Annotated in this window: 20 protein-coding genes and 1 tRNA gene; 5 read left to right on the forward strand and 16 right to left on the reverse strand. The window is 39.1% G+C overall.

Annotated elements, in window-relative coordinates; genetic code table 11:
- Positions 1-261 (reverse strand): circadian clock KaiB family protein, encoded by a 261-nt coding sequence (locus tag ACZ5XX_RS03965; protein ID WP_464586213.1) that lies wholly within the window; start codon positions 259-261, stop codon positions 1-3.
- 15 nt (positions 262-276) lie between these two features.
- Positions 277-1,659, reverse strand: a complete 1,383-nt coding sequence (gene kaiC / locus ACZ5XX_RS03970) for a circadian clock protein KaiC (protein ID WP_464585872.1) — start codon at positions 1,657-1,659, stop codon at positions 277-279.
- 180 nt (positions 1,660-1,839) lie between these two features.
- Between kaiC and ACZ5XX_RS03975 the strand changes: the two genes are divergently transcribed.
- A tRNA-Ala gene (locus ACZ5XX_RS03975) sits at positions 1,840-1,913 on the forward strand.
- Between the two features lie 328 nt (positions 1,914-2,241).
- Here the strand turns inward: ACZ5XX_RS03975 and ACZ5XX_RS03980 are convergent.
- A complete protein-coding gene (locus ACZ5XX_RS03980; protein ID WP_464585874.1) occupies positions 2,242-2,370 on the reverse strand; it encodes a hypothetical protein in 129 nt (42 codons plus the stop codon).
- Between the two features lie 88 nt (positions 2,371-2,458).
- Complete coding sequence (locus ACZ5XX_RS03985) at positions 2,459-2,698, reverse strand: hypothetical protein (RefSeq protein WP_464585876.1); 240 nt, start codon at positions 2,696-2,698, stop codon at positions 2,459-2,461.
- A gap of 704 nt (positions 2,699-3,402) precedes the next feature.
- Between ACZ5XX_RS03985 and ACZ5XX_RS03990 the strand changes: the two genes are divergently transcribed.
- The 3 genes from ACZ5XX_RS03990 (at position 3,403) to ACZ5XX_RS04000 (ending at position 4,413) form a co-directional block, all read left to right on the forward strand.
- Positions 3,403-3,789 carry a hypothetical protein gene (locus ACZ5XX_RS03990; protein ID WP_464585878.1) on the forward strand — a complete coding sequence of 129 codons (387 nt, stop codon included), beginning with the start codon at positions 3,403-3,405 and terminating at the stop codon, positions 3,787-3,789.
- A 95-nt stretch (positions 3,790-3,884) separates the two neighbouring features.
- On the forward strand, positions 3,885-4,310 hold the full coding sequence (locus tag ACZ5XX_RS03995; RefSeq protein ID WP_464585880.1) for a hypothetical protein: 426 nt from the start codon (positions 3,885-3,887) through the stop codon (positions 4,308-4,310).
- Positions 4,276-4,413 carry a hypothetical protein gene (locus tag ACZ5XX_RS04000; RefSeq protein ID WP_464585883.1) on the forward strand — a complete coding sequence of 46 codons (138 nt, stop codon included), beginning with the start codon at positions 4,276-4,278 and terminating at the stop codon, positions 4,411-4,413. The genes ACZ5XX_RS03995 and ACZ5XX_RS04000 overlap by 35 nt, the downstream gene beginning before the upstream one ends.
- A 45-nt stretch (positions 4,414-4,458) precedes the next feature.
- Here the strand turns inward: ACZ5XX_RS04000 and ACZ5XX_RS04005 are convergent, their stop codons facing one another.
- The 10 genes from ACZ5XX_RS04005 to ACZ5XX_RS04050 all read right to left on the reverse strand — a co-directional run bounded on the left by ACZ5XX_RS04005 (position 4,459) and on the right by ACZ5XX_RS04050 (position 10,453).
- Positions 4,459-4,923, reverse strand: a complete 465-nt coding sequence (locus ACZ5XX_RS04005) for a hypothetical protein (RefSeq protein ID WP_464585885.1) — start codon at positions 4,921-4,923, stop codon at positions 4,459-4,461.
- 315 nt (positions 4,924-5,238) lie between these two features.
- A complete protein-coding gene (locus tag ACZ5XX_RS04010) occupies positions 5,239-5,490 on the reverse strand; it encodes a TcaA 3rd/4th domain-containing protein (protein ID WP_464585887.1) in 252 nt (83 codons plus the stop codon).
- Between the two features lie 93 nt (positions 5,491-5,583).
- Entirely contained in the window at positions 5,584-5,721 is a 138-nt protein-coding gene (locus ACZ5XX_RS04015; protein ID WP_464585889.1) for a zinc-ribbon domain-containing protein, read from the reverse strand.
- Between the two features lie 302 nt (positions 5,722-6,023).
- Positions 6,024-6,335 (reverse strand): HEAT repeat domain-containing protein, encoded by a 312-nt coding sequence (locus tag ACZ5XX_RS04020; protein WP_464585891.1) that lies wholly within the window; start codon positions 6,333-6,335, stop codon positions 6,024-6,026.
- Positions 6,336-6,576: 241 nt separating this feature from the next.
- Positions 6,577-6,879 (reverse strand): hypothetical protein, encoded by a 303-nt coding sequence (locus ACZ5XX_RS04025; protein WP_464585893.1) that lies wholly within the window; start codon positions 6,877-6,879, stop codon positions 6,577-6,579.
- 212 nt (positions 6,880-7,091) lie between these two features.
- Entirely contained in the window at positions 7,092-8,276 is a 1,185-nt protein-coding gene (locus ACZ5XX_RS04030; RefSeq protein ID WP_464585895.1) for a hypothetical protein, read from the reverse strand.
- A 155-nt stretch (positions 8,277-8,431) separates the two neighbouring features.
- Positions 8,432-8,761 (reverse strand): hypothetical protein, encoded by a 330-nt coding sequence (locus ACZ5XX_RS04035; RefSeq protein ID WP_464585897.1) that lies wholly within the window; start codon positions 8,759-8,761, stop codon positions 8,432-8,434.
- Positions 8,762-8,807: 46 nt separating this feature from the next.
- Positions 8,808-9,059, reverse strand: coding sequence for a hypothetical protein (locus ACZ5XX_RS04040; RefSeq protein ID WP_464585899.1), 252 nt, complete (start codon positions 9,057-9,059; stop codon positions 8,808-8,810).
- Positions 9,040-9,744: a metal-dependent hydrolase gene (locus ACZ5XX_RS04045; RefSeq protein ID WP_464585902.1), complete on the reverse strand. Its 705-nt coding sequence runs from the start codon at positions 9,742-9,744 to the stop codon at positions 9,040-9,042. Before ACZ5XX_RS04045 ends, ACZ5XX_RS04040 begins: the two co-directional genes overlap by 20 nt.
- A 127-nt stretch (positions 9,745-9,871) precedes the next feature.
- On the reverse strand, positions 9,872-10,453 hold the full coding sequence (locus ACZ5XX_RS04050) for a hypothetical protein (protein WP_464585904.1): 582 nt from the start codon (positions 10,451-10,453) through the stop codon (positions 9,872-9,874).
- Between the two features lie 1,026 nt (positions 10,454-11,479).
- Here ACZ5XX_RS04050 and ACZ5XX_RS04055 point away from each other — a divergent pair.
- Positions 11,480-12,109, forward strand: a complete 630-nt coding sequence (locus ACZ5XX_RS04055) for a hypothetical protein (RefSeq protein WP_464585906.1) — start codon at positions 11,480-11,482, stop codon at positions 12,107-12,109.
- Between the two features lie 2 nt (positions 12,110-12,111).
- Here ACZ5XX_RS04055 and ACZ5XX_RS04060 read toward each other — a convergent pair whose 3' ends face one another.
- Together ACZ5XX_RS04060 and ACZ5XX_RS04065 are read right to left on the reverse strand one after the other, a co-directional pair.
- Complete coding sequence (locus ACZ5XX_RS04060; protein ID WP_464585908.1) at positions 12,112-14,304, reverse strand: Eco57I restriction-modification methylase domain-containing protein; 2,193 nt, start codon at positions 14,302-14,304, stop codon at positions 12,112-12,114.
- Entirely contained in the window at positions 14,255-15,697 is a 1,443-nt protein-coding gene (locus ACZ5XX_RS04065; protein ID WP_464585910.1) for a type I restriction endonuclease, read from the reverse strand. Before ACZ5XX_RS04065 ends, ACZ5XX_RS04060 begins: the two co-directional genes overlap by 50 nt.
- Between the last annotated feature and the right edge of the window lie 92 nt (positions 15,698-15,789).

Here is a 15,789-nt window from a genome sequence, read left to right on the forward strand (position 1 = left end):
TTAACACCCTATAAATTTTAAGAGGGATTCCTCATCTGAGAGATCGCCTATGATCCTCCTCCTTGGCTCGGGTTTTACCCTTTCAAGGGTTGGTATGGCGATAATATGATTCTCACGGGCCAAATCCGGATCCTCGGTAATATCCACGATTTCAACACTGATATCTACTTTCTTTTTGAGTTTGTTTAGGGTTTTGATAGCAGCCTTTGAATAGGAATTTTGACGCGTAACATATAATCTTAAAATTACCTCATCCGGAATTTAGATCCTCCCCCTCTATAATATTTTTATGCCTTTACTGGTCAGTTTGAATTCAGTGGGTTTTGTGGAGTGTTTCAGGCCACGACTTTTAAGCACCCTTAAAATCTTAACATAATGTCCCCGCTTTTCTACTTGGTCAAGTATCACCCAAGTATCTATAAGAGAGGATAAGTGTATTTCTGTGGTTGTCAAGGGCTCACGACCACTTGTAAGGTATGTTAAGATGGAGGTTATCTTCCGATTTTTCAAGAAATCTGTGAATCTTATGAAAAGGTCTTTCACGGCAAAACCTGCCTCTGTAAGTGCGGATATGGGGTCTATTATAACATGGTCTGGTTTGAATTCACGCACAAGATCCTGCATACTTGTCAAGTGGGCTTCTAAGCCAAGGGTGGTGGGTCTTTCAGCATGGATCAGGAGATTGTCACCATTAAATTTGTCAAGATCTATCCCAACAGATTTCATGTTACGGATTATCTGATCCGCGGGCTCCTCATTAGCAAAGAAAAGACACCTTTCACCCCTCTTACAGGCTTCATAAGCGAATTTAGCCACGAAACTTGTTTTACCCGTGCCTGTGGTCCCTGAGATGAGCACAGTTGACCCTTTATAAAATCCGCCTCCAAGTATATTGTCAAACTCGGGGATCCCGCTTGAAACAATCTTACGACTTACAGTATAATCAAGTCTGAGGGAGGTTATGGGGAATAATGACAAACCTTTCGAGTTTATGAGCATCGGGTACTCGTTCAAACCATGCTCTGAACCCCTATACTTTTTTATTGTCATATACCTTGTTCCAATATGATTTTTGTAGCGATGTTTAAGGTGGATAACACAATCTGATACATATTCCTCGAGGCCATGTGTAGCCCCACCATAGGGGTTTTCACCTGATGTGAAGACACTTGTAAGTCTTTTATCATTTAACCAATCTATAATCCTGCAGAGTTCGCCTCTTATGATCGTTTTTCTTTCAAATTGTGAAAGTAGATTATCTACCTTGTCAAGCACTATCCTTTTGGCATCTACACGATCTATCGCATCATCAAGGCGCATTAAAAGAGCCTCTAAATTATAATCACCACTTTCAAGATGATGAATAGATGAAAAATCCTCTATAAATATCCTCCTTCTCCTGATCAGATCCTCAAGAAAATCTGATCCAAAATTTTCAATCAAAACAGCAGGTTTCTCCTCAAAAGTTGCCATAACACCTGGCTCATCATAAAAACTGGCGCCATTCAAAAGGAATTGCATCGCAAAGAACGTTTTACCCGTACCAGGACCACCATAAACCAGAGTATTACGGCCACGAGGAAGACCACCACCAGTGATAATATCAACACCCCAAATACCGGTAGGAGCCTTATCAACAGGCCTAAAAGACCCTCTCATAACATTCACCCCCCAAGTGAAAGATCAACCAAAAAAATTTATCAACAACTATTCATAATAAATTTTCCTATAGAACACCATAAGTGGAAAAAATTGGCTAATCACATTCAAAAGATAGAACCCCCCCACGAGATTCTGGGGGGATCATAGGAGCCTGAAAATTGAAATTCTACTATGGTGGGGCTCGTGGCTCAGTCTGGTAGAGCACCGCCCTCGCGAGGCGGAGGCCCCGGGTTCAAATCCCGGCGAGTCCACTCACCAAACCATAATCGAAAAAAACCTAATCCAATATCCCACTATTTCAGCCACTTAACCCGGCTAAACGAGTTAAAAAATGCTAAAGTAAAACAGACTATGCATTCTTTCGCAAGGAGCATGACACCATCCCCTTAGAAGATCTTCTGAAAAAAAACATTGATATGGGGGCATTCAACTAACCTAAATGGGAGGTCTCAAAGTCTAGAATGGAAAGAATCCAATTCCTCCAAACATCCAGAACAATTATTACAATAGTTTCTAATCACGCCTTCAAGCCATAAATTCTTTTTTAGTTTAATTTTGAGAAGGTGCCTGTCTCTGTCGCTATTCAGCTTCTATCGATGCTATTATACTTTCAGCAGCATCCGCTACCATCTCATTGGTTATTATCATGAAAGCGCTGCCATTTTTCTCGAATGAGTAAAATCGCACCGGACCCATAACATACACCATACAGGGAACTCCACCGATGGTCTTTGTTTCAACGGGCTCTGCTTTGAAGGTACCGGTGATTATTGCATTTGTATTTTCGAGTGTTGTGTTAGGGTCGATGAATTATACTTACACTTTGATTATCAGGGCTTTTTAAGGTCACTGATTCACCATGACTGCCATAATCTTCTATTCCTGTCACATTCCATTCTTTTGGGTATTTAAAGCTCATGTACTCGTCTCTATATTTTTCTTTTCCACTTGTAATGCACCCTGACACGGATATTACGAGCTCAAAGACTGCTAGACATGCTATGAGCAATTTTAGTTTCTCCATTTTGAATTTCACCCCCTATGATTTTTTCTTCCCCCCCGGTGGAGATTGTAGGGGAGGGGGTGTATAATATCTTCCATTCCTGCAGCCGCATCTCAATCCCCCCATTTTTTGGAAATGATAGCTCTCCTCGTTTTTACAGGGATTAGAATTTAGAAGGTGGGGGTTTACTTTTTCTCGTTTCCTGCAGGAGCTTCTCCTTGCTTTTTTCTTGGTGTTGTGAAAAAGGCGGCTTCTCATGGCTTTGCAAGAATTTTGACCTTTTATGGTGGAGTTTTTTCCTCTTCTGAATTTCCATGGAGAAGATTATCCTATTGTTGCAGGAACTTGGTTTTTTCCCGTTTTAGGGTGTTTTTTGTGGGTTCGGTTTTCTTCGGATTATATTCGTATTATATTTTATCGTTATAAAAAAAGTCGTTGGTTTGACCATATCCGGAGCTTTTCTTTTCTCCCTTTGCATTGTTGAGACCTACTCTTTTTTGTTGTTGTTTTGACCAGTATCGTTTTGTTTTTTCTCGTTTGAGGTGTTCTTCTTTTGTTTTTCACTGTGCTTTTTTTGTTCGTTATATCCATAACGAGGTTTCACACAATAATGTTAGTTCGGGTTTTGTTAAGAGAACCTTATGGCTTCTCCATAGTTTCTTGTCTTACTTCCCATCTCACGATAATTTATTTGTAAAATGTAGGGTCATATACAAAAATAAGGGGGGTGTGGTTTAATGGATAAGATGGCAAAAGTTCTTCTTTTGGTATGCTTCATCCTAGTCGGGGCTCTTGCATTCACCACTGGAATGCTCATCAACATCTACAAGGAAATCCCCGGCAAAATACAGTACAACACACCAAACAATACTAGTATACAAAACCAGACGAGCATACAAAATCAACCCCCAAACAAGAATACCCCAAACTCAGAGCAGAGTAGTGGAAAGCCCTCACTGCCGCCAGGAGCACATCCAGGTCATCATATAATCGGACCAGTCTACTATACATATGACGATGAAATCACTCATGATTGGGTTGCATGGTACTATGACACGGACGTCGGACAATACTTTTCAGAATATGAACATTGGGATCCAAATGCAGGATACTATCATGACTAGGATTCTCCTTGTGTAGAATGGAAGGACCTTTGGCAAAATGTGAGCTAAAAAAGAGTCAGAAAAGAATATTTGAGATTATATAAGGTGTGTGGCCTATGATTGAAAAAAAGGAGCTTCTGAAGATAGTGGTTATTATATTGGTAGTTGCTGCGGGGATAACGGGCTACATCACCTACAAGAATTACAGAATGTCGCAGATGGACAAATACATGATACAAGCGAGTCAATTAACACCTGAATACAATATGACGCTACGCGAGGCAACCGCGTACGCTACAGCGGGCAACTATGATATGGCGATCGTTAAAATAGACAAGCTAATAAAGATGACAGATGAGATCGTATCTCTCCAATGGAAAGCCCACCAATACGCTGACGGCCCTTACAAGGCCATAATAGAATTAATTCTGGAGCGTAACCACCTGTATCGCCAGAGCCTGGAATTGTGGAAGGAGCAGCTGGAATGTTTGAAGATGGGGGGATTACGTGACGGCGCAAGAGCTGGAGAACCAGATCAATGAGAGACTGATTGAGATGGGCAAGATCGACGCCAGGAAGGAGGCTATCAAATCTAAGAATCCGGAGATCCGGGAGCACATAGAGAAGACGTGGGTTCCAACCTAAAAAGGGGATTTGGGAGAGGTTATGATAGCTGAAGACCAGCTAATCTTACGGGAGCTTGCGAACGGGCGTTTCAAAATAGTTGAAAGAAGGGATGGGTACAAGATACGGTTTGATCGGCTTGGCTGGGAGAAAAATCTCACTGTATACTACAACCAGCACTATGACGGGGTAGGTTGGTATTTCTATGCGAGTGGCAAGAATTTCGCCAGCTCCACCACTCAGGTGAAGGAGCCCGACCCGCGGATCTTGGAGAACAAGCTCGTCGATCTCCTTGTCAACCTCCTCTATCCTCTCCGAACTTTTTCTCATACTTTTTTTTAGGATTTGCATTAGCCTTAATATTTTCTCTCTATCCTTTTCTTTGTTCCTTGTTGATCTTGGGATCTTTATATCCTCTAAAGTTGTCTTTAGGATCTTCTTCTGGCCTTTATAACTCTTCTTTTTACCTTTTGGAAGTGTGTCCAGCAAAGCCCCTCTAATAGGCCTGCATTGACCTGATGTTTGTATCATCGTAAAATTATTGCAAGATTTTCCAAAAATTTCTGGATAAGGGATAGAATCACCATGAACCTTGCAGGAAGCGGCTTTTTAAGGTTTTTTGCAGGAAAGGCGACTCGCTAACTTGCCGGCAGGGATCGGAGAATATTTTTTCACCTGGTTTCTGTGGTGATAATTAACATTATCACAAAAATGGGAGAATATCCCTAGCTTCATGCTAAACTTGGAGTCTATTCCATGATAGGGGCTTTTTTTAGGGCATAAAAAAGAATATAGTGAATGATATTCAGCAGACTAACTTTCATAGTTTAGCGCCTATATAAATCCTTATGGCATTAGATCTGCTATCGTTGCAGCGCCTGTACTATTAAATGACCATCTAAAATGGGAGCTGGTAAGTTCTTCTATGGTAATGTTTAGAGTGCTTTCTTCTTTGCCTGGGGCTTTTGCTCTTATAATTATCTCCATTGGGCCTTGGACAGGTATTTCGTAAGTGAAACTGCCACTTGTATTGAGAGTTATGGGTTCTCCATTTATTGTAACATTTGCATTCGGCTCTGAAGAACCATTTATTTTCAATATTCCGCTTTCCATAACTACTGTTTGGTTGACATATGTTTAAGGCAGTAGCACTTTCATTAATTTCAAGTAATGCTCCAATTATCCCTAAAATTAATAAAAGGCCCAAGTACCGATTAGGACTCTTTTTTTGTTCCCCCCTCCCTTGGTATCTGATTTCAATTTTTTACCGCAATTTTTACAAAATTTCGCGGCTTCGGGATTTTCAGCTCCACATTTTGGACAGAACATGCTTCTCACATCCTTAATCCTTTATAACAATTGTTTTAGCAACTCTATCTCCCAATGCTTTTTAATCCTACAATGTATGGTATAGTGTACGGAACCCCATCAATCAATCTTAAAATGTCCCCTCACAACTTTCACTGCAGTTCGTCACGCTATGGTCGCTTCCCCTCACCACTCTTATTGAAGCAACCTTTCCCCAATAGCCTACCCTCTATTCAATGAACCCCTCCAAAGAGGTGAAATATGTTATAAAACACCGGTATGGATATTAAAATCCAAATCACACCCCCCAACCAATTCAATATTTATCCAACGCCTCTGCTGCGTATTTTATCCAACGCTGTTGCTGCTGCCCGGCGGACCCTCTCGTTGTCATTCTTCAGGGCTTTGATGAAGGGATCTATGGCTGGTTTCCTTATCTCAGCCAACGCTTTTGCTGCTTCCTGGCGGACTTTAGGGTTCATACTTGTTAATTTCCGTTTCAACATCGAGATCTTCCATTTATCAGAAATATCCATTTCTTGTGTTTCGCCGAGTTTGGCTCCGCATTCCCGGCAGAATTTCGCATCCAAATGGTTTAGTGTTCCGCATTTCGGACATGTTTTTTCATTTGTCACGAAACTCACCCTTACACTAAAAAAACATATGGGATCCTACATAAACGCACTCACCGAGTCTACAAGTGTGGCCACGAGATAGTTGGAGAAGAGTTAACAGATCTGAAGGGTATGGATCCAAAGGCCGTAGAGATGTGGAGGCAAGATGTAAGGGAACGTGGTGGGACAGTAGAATACTAAAGATTATAATCCCCCCTTTTTTTAGGGGGCTAAATCCCAGGCATAGAAAAAAAGGTGAAATTTAGATTGTGAGTCTTCCTTGTAGTTGTTCGGATACTATTGTGCTGAATGAGAACATTAGGCCTTGTGCTTTTTCTGTGTCTAGGATGAAGTGTTTTCCTGAATCTTCGAGTGCATGTAACGGATAAAATGCTCCCATGATATCATATGTTACAAGGTATGGTTGTGCTCTGAATTTGTAGGCGAGTGTTTTGAATTTCCAAATGTGTTTTTTTAATATTTTGAATTTTTCTTGTAGGTAGTAGTAGGTATAGTAGGTAGACTGCTTCGCCGTCCCCGGCAATTGCAATATATGATTCAGCATCTCGGATAAGTTTCATCTTAAAGTCATATTCCTTCAGTTCATTTTTAATTTTTGTTATGTTTGTTACTATTTTGAAATTTTCAACACCTGTCATCCTTCTCCCCCCTTAAAAAATATATTAGCCGCGCCCCGGAGCGTAAGCGGAGGGGCGCGGACTATTCATAGGGTGGGCGGTGTGGGGGTGACCTAATTTTTTTGTATTCTATAACGAACTATGTGTAGACTATCTGGAATTGGTCATTTATTGTGGCCCTGGTGATTCTTTTAATGGCTTGTCTTTGTCGGCCCTTCACGTTTTGGACCGTCGTGTTTTTACTGTTTTCATGTGCTATGCTTTTCAGTTTCTGTGTGTATTGTATTGTTTTGCTGGTTCTTTCAGCATTGTATGTGTATTGTGTGATTTTGATGGTGGCGTTGCGGTGTAGGTTTCCTAGTGTGATTGTTCTGGTTCCACCTGCTCCAAGGTAGAAGTTGTATGTTCGTTTTATTGTTTGTGATCCGTCGGTGATGGTTACGTAGATTACGTGGCGTTGCCTTACACCTGTTGGATTTGTTATGATTAGCTGTATTTTGTTGGTGTCTGTTACTCTGAGTGCGGTTGTGGGGCTGGCCTGGAATATGGATAATAATGATAAATCACAGTTTGTGAGCGTTGTGATGTTGTATGTGCCCGCAGCAGCAGTTGGTTTGACTTTTAATGTGAGTATGAGCGTTGCGTTTTCACCGAGTGGATCATCGTTTTCGTTGTCGTTATTGTCATATGTTAGTGTTCCTATTGTCCATATTCCGGTTTGTGGGTTGAATGTTCCCTTGGTGGCTGTGTATGATTGGTATTCTATATTGCTGGGCAGGTTTATTTGCATTTGTGTATTGGTTGCATTTTCAACTCCCATGTTCACAACAGTAACTGTATAGTTGAAGATTTGTCCGGGTGATAGGCTGCTGGGTACTCTTGCTGTGCTTTTCAGGTCTGTGAATGGTACTTCTATGTCGATTCTTTGGTAGTTGTTTGTTCTGTCGTCGTCATTGTTTGCGCGGATGTAGAAATGTCCTGTGAGTGTTCCTGTCCCGTTTACGAGGCAGTTCAATGTTAATGTTGCCATTCCGTAGTAGCCGTCTCCAATATACCATGTTCCGTTTTCGTATGTTCCGTAGTCTACTGTTGCTTGTTCTATTTTGAGTCGTGGTGTGATGTATGTTTGTACTGTCATGTTGTCTACACTGTAGCTTTCATTGCTTGGCGTGGTGTCTACCGTAATTTCTATTTTGACATGGTCGCCCACTTTTGCGGTCGTCTGGTTCGCATTTACTTCGTAGAAGTAGGCATCTGCTGCCGATGCCGATCCTGCCATGACAAATAGCAGGACAAAACCCAATAATATGGGCATATATCTCATTTTCTTCACCTCTCAAGACTCTTACGATAATATATTCTGTAAAATTAGTATTATATGATTTTGGGCCCAAAAACGGCTCAGATTCTGAAAAAGACAACAAATTATCTCCCATATTTCGGATAAAAATTAAAAAATAGAATGTGTAAATAAAAGTTTCAAATATCAAACTTGGCAAGTACTAGGCCACTGAGTGTCATGAAAACAGAAAGTATTGCATACGTCATTGGAATTCCAGTAGGTTGCATTGGCACAGACTCTGCAACCACGTCCCCACCAGATTGATCAAGGCTTGTTTTTTCTACTTCCCCATCATCTTCGAAACTTTCATCAGATTCTCCATTATCTGCATCGTCTTCAAGGCCTTCATCAAGGTCTATTAACTCTATATCCTCGTCGTTTTCTTGTGCCGATACTGTGCCCACACCAATGGTCGCGCCAAGTACACACAACAATAGCAATGTGACCAGCACATTTTTTACTCTCAAAGCTTTCACCTCCAATTCTGTAGTAATATATTATCATAAAATAGTATTATATAGTTTTGGGCCTAAAATGAAGAAGATTTCCGTTCTTGGATTCGTATGCTTTTATGTATATTGTGATGGCTCTACGTGATATTTCACTTTTTGATCTGGATTCTAAGTAGCTTATGATTTCAAGTTTGCAGGCCGTTCTTGCGTCAATATACACCTTTTGGGTGTAAATTTTATTTCTGTTGTATATCGTGTCAAGCTTTTTAAGCATCTCATATATTCTATTTAATTCAGGCCTCCTCTTCACCATCATCATTCACCCGTGACGAATTTGAAGATTGGGGCGCGTTATACACAGGATAATAGACCGGATATGAACGATACACTGTACAGTAGTCTCCTTGACTATCATCCACATCAATGAATACACTACCATTTGGGAAAGGATGAATCCACATGTCCTTTTCAGGATCGTTGATAGTTATGCGGAAATCCGGAGCTGTTGAGTTCGTTGAATTGTGCCCTGTCCTGTTGCCCGTCCAATTTTCAATCGCGGATGTGAATGGACCATGGGGCCAGAGTATTAGGAGTGTTAGTATTGCAAGTAATGAAACTGCTGCAAGTATTCTTTTTTCTCGTGCTTTGTTATCTGGGCTTTTCCATCGTATGCCGTAACGCTTCTTTTGGATTGGCCAAAATAATTTACATCCTATTGGTGTTAAGCAGTCTAATAGTATGTGTGATGATACCCCTGCGGTTAGGCCTGCTCCAGTGGTTACATCAATGAACAGGTAGGGTAGGACGCAGGGCATCAACATGAATAGGTTGTGTAGCTGTCTTTTATGTTCGTTGAAAATGGTCTTTTCTGTGCAGTCGATTAAAAGACTTGAAAGTATTGTTATAATGAAAAAACGTATTGTAAAATTCACGTCGAGTAAATTACCTATTATTGCACCCACTACAACCGCAAAAATTGCGTGCGTGTACCATTTCAATCAGATCACATCACTGACATGTTGCTGCATAAAACCAGAATATGTACCATAATGTTCCTACTGCTATCATGAGAATGAGATGTAGAGAAAATAGATATGTTATCCCGTCCATGTTCCTCTCTCTTTTTTAGCTTTTTATCCATATCAATGTTCGTGCTATTATAGTCCCAAACCATACTGATGTGAGAATAATATACGCTGCTATGCCTGATAGGCTCATCGCCATTTTCAGGTATGTGAGGAAAGCGAGTGTTCCTGCAAGGATTATCATTGGGATTGTGATGTCTATGATTTCGTCTTCTGGGTCAGTGAGTATCACCATCTTTTTTAATAGCCTGGTGTGGTATTTTTCTGCTTTTCCTCGTATACTGCAGAATAGTTGTATATTGTCCATGATGTCAAGGAAGATTCGCATTGTACTCTTGGACATTTCTTGTAGGTCGTTGAAAACTATTAGCACTTTAGTGTTTTTTGTTTTCTTTTTTATTTCTTGTATGATTTCGTTTGTTGTGTATTTTTTGTATATTGTGTTTCTTGCTGTTTTTGTCAGTTTTGAAAGTATTTCCGATGCCACTTCCTTCGCCGGGTTTATATGTTCCAGGAATATTTTTTTGTGGCCTGTTTCCAGGTCCAGGTAATCTTCTATGTTTTTGTATCGAACCGCAACATGCTCACCATCCTGTATATGCAGAAGTATTTTCTCTTTCAATTTTGTGCCACCTCCGCACAAGGATTAAAATAATACTATTTTTTAATTTTATATTAAAACATTTTTTTGGGCCCAAAAATTAGAATTAGTATTATGGAGTATTACTTCTAGGTGGTTATAATTGGTTATATATCGAAAAATTTCGATTATAACTGACCATAACCGACCTTCCTAAACCCTACCAGATCGACCTTTATAATGAAAAAGCTTCGGTAATTCACCAAAATATCATGTTAACCCCGAAAATGAAAAAACACTAAAATAGGACAAACCACGTCCATTTTTAGATGGTTATAATTTTCAGGTCTCACCAATATATATAATATTTTTTCACCACTAGTGTTTTCTTTCTTATTTCATATCCATCTCACTCTATGTGTACTAACACTATTTTTTGGTTGGGGGGTGGGGGATGTATCTTTCCCAAAGAATCTTATGTAACAAAATCATGAAAATATAATGTTACATAAGATAATTCTTATATCCTAAAAAACCCCGCGCCCAGAAGGCGCGGCTAATCATAGGGTAGTTTGTGTGTATCAAAGGAAAAGAAGCCGTTGCTCTTGGCAACTCCCCAAACTGTGCCTTTTTGTAGGTAGGGCAGGCCCTTCGTTGCTCCTGCAACATTAACCTTTTAGAAATAGTATTTCATCTTAGGAAAGTTTGCATGGGGGCAAACTTTAAAAAGCTGGATTTTTCTTATGTAACATGTCTACGTGTACATGTTGTTACATAAGACGGGTATATGATATAAAAGAAGCCAACCGTCGATAGTCAACTTATTCCCCCCTTTGAACCCGTTTTTTCTTTTTTAGGAATAAAGGGGAGACTAGAGTTGTGAACAATGCTACTTCTCCTTCCAGGGCATGTTATGAGCTCCGTTGTGAAAAAACAGAGAGGCCTGCAGTTATCCTTTGCAACAAAATTTAAATATTGAAGCTCATATATTCTTCTTTTGTAGGATGAGGGGACTAATGGCCTTGCAATCCTCCTCCATAAATTTCTAGGTTGGATGGAGGGTAAATATTGGAAGTAGGGTACTCTAAATTCAAGTTAGAATCGCTTAAATTTTTCTTGGAAAAAATGAAGAAAAGGGAAAAGGATAAAGGGAATATAAAAGACTTTCTTTTTTATGCTGAGGCTTTTATTCAACAATGGGCAACACTATGTGGACTAAAATTAGGAAAAGATGAAGAAAAGGCTAAAGGAAAGTTTAAAGGCACTGTTCTTTATGCTGAGATTGTTAAAGAAACGAAGGACTTTGACATTCATAAAAAAGAAATAAGAAAAATTATGGATAGAGTCTTTGATCAATTAGAAAGTAGAAAAGAATTTGAGGGAATACCTGAAAAATTGAAGAAGATTAGAAACAAAATAGTACATGAGTACATTGAAAAAATTGGAATAGAATTGTCTGAGAGAATCATAGTGGAAGATAGTGTATCTATAGAATCGAAATATCATGGTAAAACTGTGTCTTCTATGTCTTATGAACCACCTAGAGATTCAAAAAAAGACACATTCAACAATAAAAGCACCGTTAAATTTTCAATAGAAAACATAGATGTAGCAACATGTGAAAAAGGGCTAGAACTTGCAGAAGAATTTGTCGAAAAATGCGAAGAGGAAGTAGAAAAAATACTAATAGAAAAATAAATCTAATCGTCAAAACCCTCTTCCACTATCCTCCTCTCTTTTTCACTGAGACCATATAATTTATATACAAGCTCGTCGATCTCCTTGTCAACCTCCTCTATCCTCTCCCTTATCCTTGAGAGCCTCTTGTAATCCTCTCCGAACTTTTTCTCATACTCTTCTTTTAGGATTTGCATTAGCCCTAATATATTCTCTCTATCCTTTTCCTTGTTCCTTGTTGATCTTGGAATCTTTATATCCTCTAAAGTTGTCTCTAGGATCTTCTTCTGACCTCTATAACTCTTCTTTTTACCTTCCACTTGACTTGTTATTGCCAAGTGGAAAAATTCTTTTATTCTGGGATCGTCGAAGTATATTTGGATGATATCCTCGGTCTGGCTGTCACTGTAACTTGCAGAGACTATTATGGAATCTTTTCGGCCCTTAACTCTATAGTATCGTGGAATCCCCATCTTTTCATCATCTATCAATTTTTCGGTTTTGATGAGGTTTATTGAATAATCGGCTGCATTTTTGGACTTAAGATACTGAGATAAGCTGGTATTAAATCTATTCTGGCCAGTATTCTCTACGAGTCTTTTAAAGGAGCTCAGGGTAAACTGTTCTTTTTCCTTTAGCTTTAGGATTTTGTCTACATTTTCTTCTATCTGTTTGGCAAGGTCTTTATTTTTATTTGTGATTGGGGGGATGGGAAATCTTTTTATGAACTCACCTTTTATTTCTCCTTGGATCCCCCCACCCATATAGAACTTATAGAATGCAAATTCAAAAAGCGATGAATTAAATATGCCTAAAAGAAACCGCAAATTCTCTCCAGTTATAAAATGACTAGTAGCTTCAGAATAAAATCTAGGTGGTACAATGCTGAATCTTGGTTTTTGAGTTACTCTCTGCCATACGATCTTTTCTTTTTCAAATTCAGGATAATATTTACATTCTCGGAGTTCCCACCAATAATCGCCTTGGTCAGACCGCTTTTCAAGTTGTTCCCTATATCTTCTTAAGTGACGTATTAAGGACGAAAATGATTCCTCGATAAATGTTTCTGGATCCTTACGTCCTCGATTCGAGTCCGTCCATCCTTTAGGGATAGTTATCATCCAAAGTCCTCTCCAGTTGTAGGAATGGCGTTTTATGTCTTTGCCCCTTAAAACTGGTTTTATAATCTTTTTTGTTCTTTCTTTCTCTGCCTTTGTCCTGCAGTCCTCGAGTATCTTGTTTTTTGTCTTTGTGTTGATCATAAATGCTTCATTGTAACCTGTTTTTATACCAAAGTGTATTTTCACGTTCCATTCTTTTAGTGGTTTTCCAACTTCTTCTATTTTCTTTTTTATCTGGTGGATTTCTGGTTTTTCAAATGTCCATGTTTTCTTGTCTAGATATTTTTGGGGTAGGTTGAATTTTTCGTTGATTTTTATTTTGTTGTCTTTTGGCTTCTCCTTTTCTATCACGATAACAGATGGGTCCACTGTAGCATCCTTAAACACCCTTTCGCCTGTGTAGTCTCTATATTCCCTGATCTTATAATTCTCAAGTATCCATTTTCTTAGTGGTTGGCCGTATATTGCTCGTGTGTACTTGTTTGAAGTTATATAGGAGAATAGGCCGCCTTTTTTTAGGAGTTTCAGGCTTCTTTCCATGAAGTAGATGTAGAGGTCGGCCCGGCCATGATAGCATGTGTATTGATCTTTCAAATAGCTTTTCATGTCTTTTATCTTTTCTTGTCTTACATATGGTGGGTTTCCAACTATAACATCGAATCCACCGTTCTCTTTTAATTTCCCATCTCTCGTATAGAATATTTCTGGGAATTCTAGTTCAAAGTTGAATGGCTTGTACTCCTTGGGGTTTTTGAAGTAGTCTTTGAGGTTCTCGTTTATTTCGTCCTCGATTTTTTCTCTGAGCCTTTGATATTCCTCTTCTAGTTCTGATTTGATCTTGGGGTTTTCTTCTTTTTTGATCTGCTCTCTTAGGAGTATCATCTTTTTTATTTCATTTTTGTGTTCTAGTAGTTCTTCTTTGCCTTCAACTCCTGTTACGATGGAGTTTCCGACTTTTATGTTTTCTTCTAGGATTAGTGGGAGTTTTTCTCCACGCCTTAGTGTTTTTAGCATTAGATTTATTGAGGCTATCTCAGCGGCCGATTCATCCAAGTCGACACCGTAAAGGTTCTTTTTCAGTATTTTTCCACTCATAATTTTTTAGCGGTTCTTCTAATCTTATTAGCGTGTTTTCTCCGGTTATTTTCAATTGATTGCTAGTATTCTCCTTTTTTATCCTACTTTTTGCTTTTTCGACTTCTCTCTCATATTTTTTATAATAATCTTGGAAGTGGTCGTAGGCCTTAATTAGGAATGTCCCTGATCCGCATGCAAGATCCAACACCTTAATATCCTCGATCTCCTGGAATCTTTTAGCTGCATTAGAGTATTCCCCTGTTTCGAAGAGTCTTTTCACTTCATCCCATATTTTTTCTAGTTTGGTTCCGAGTGTGTTTTTGATTATATGGTCTACTACATCTGTTGGTGTGTAGTAGATTCCCATTTTTTTTCTTGCTTCGTCTGCAGATTCAATTTTTATTTTTCCGTCTTTTTCTATTAGTTTTGTTCCGAGGTATGCTTCGTATGTGTTTCCGAGGATGTCTGATTCGAATTTCCTGAAACTCTGCTGATAAAGCTCATCGATTATCTTGGCCAAGACCTCATCATCTATCTTTTTTAAGATCTCGTCCAGTTTCTTGTCTTTTTCGAATATTTTTGTGTTGTGTATTTTGTCAAAGCCATCAAAGAAGTTTATAAGGGCTCCGCTGAGATCAGCATAATCAGTCTGCTTGTAAAAGTCGCATGCCTTCTTTAATTGGTCTGGTTTGTCAAGGACCCAATTGTCTTCAGCATATCTGATAACAACCATCCTATCAATTATCCTTTGAGAATAAAACTTTATGTCGTCGAAGTTCATATCAGGGAATCCTTTGTGGATTTCATTTGCTAATAAGATCCTCCAATGCCTCATCAGGGCCAGGAAGTTTTTGTCGATGTCTGGCCGCTCAACCCTCTCAGATAGTTTTTCAATTTCTCCTGTTTTAACACTATCTTTAGATAATAGGACTAAGTCGTTGATTCTTTCAAGGTATTCTTTTGGGGATTCGATGTTGAGGATTATTTCGCCTGTATAGGCATTGAAGAGTCTGAATTTTTCAAAATTTGTTAGTATAGCCCATTTAACTCCAACTTCCCTCCCAGCATAATTCAAAGCCTGTCTCTCTTCCTCGGTCCAATCAATAGTAACATCACCATACAATGTCGTCTGCTTTTCCCCACGATCCTCTATAATCCCGAATCTTTTAGCTTCTATGAAGATAACTGGTTTGCCTTCTATTTTTAATGCTATGTCTGCGAATCCAACCCCTCTGACATGTGTTTCACTATCGTATTCTTTTGAGTTTCTGACGTTCCATCCGAGGGCCCCAAAGAAGGGATCTATGAAGTCCTTCCTCACATTAGCCTCATTATAAGCCCTTTTGTTTTTCAGGTTCTCATATTTCTCATTTAAGTTTTCCAGGGCTTCTTTCAGCCGTTTGATTTCCACTGACACCACCATAGAGAGGGGTTTATCCTTTCATGCTCTTTTAGGTTTAATTAGTTTATTTTATTTTTCGTTTCTTGAACTTTTCTTTTTTT

Source organism: Methanothermobacter crinale (genome assembly GCF_055397825.1).

Excerpts from the sequence above, each read along its gene's own strand:
- kaiC (WP_464585872.1), bottom strand. The coding sequence starts at position 1,659 with ATGAGAGGGTCTTTTAGGCCTGTTGATAAGGCTCCTACCGGTATTTGG.
- ACZ5XX_RS03980 (WP_464585874.1), bottom strand. The coding sequence starts at position 2,370 with ATGGTGTATGTTATGGGTCCGGTGCGATTTTACTCATTCGAGAAAAAT.
- ACZ5XX_RS03990 (WP_464585878.1), top strand. The coding sequence starts at position 3,403 with ATGGATAAGATGGCAAAAGTTCTTCTTTTGGTATGCTTCATCCTAGTC.
- ACZ5XX_RS03995 (WP_464585880.1), top strand. The coding sequence starts at position 3,885 with ATGATTGAAAAAAAGGAGCTTCTGAAGATAGTGGTTATTATATTGGTA.
- ACZ5XX_RS04005 (WP_464585885.1), bottom strand. The coding sequence starts at position 4,923 with ATGATACAAACATCAGGTCAATGCAGGCCTATTAGAGGGGCTTTGCTG.
- ACZ5XX_RS04015 (WP_464585889.1), bottom strand. The coding sequence starts at position 5,721 with ATGTTCTGTCCAAAATGTGGAGCTGAAAATCCCGAAGCCGCGAAATTT.
- ACZ5XX_RS04025 (WP_464585893.1), bottom strand. The coding sequence starts at position 6,879 with ATGCTGAATCATATATTGCAATTGCCGGGGACGGCGAAGCAGTCTACC.
- ACZ5XX_RS04030 (WP_464585895.1), bottom strand. The coding sequence starts at position 8,276 with ATGAGATATATGCCCATATTATTGGGTTTTGTCCTGCTATTTGTCATG.
- ACZ5XX_RS04040 (WP_464585899.1), bottom strand. The coding sequence starts at position 9,059 with ATGGTGAAGAGGAGGCCTGAATTAAATAGAATATATGAGATGCTTAAA.
- ACZ5XX_RS04060 (WP_464585908.1), bottom strand. The coding sequence starts at position 14,304 with ATGAGTGGAAAAATACTGAAAAAGAACCTTTACGGTGTCGACTTGGAT.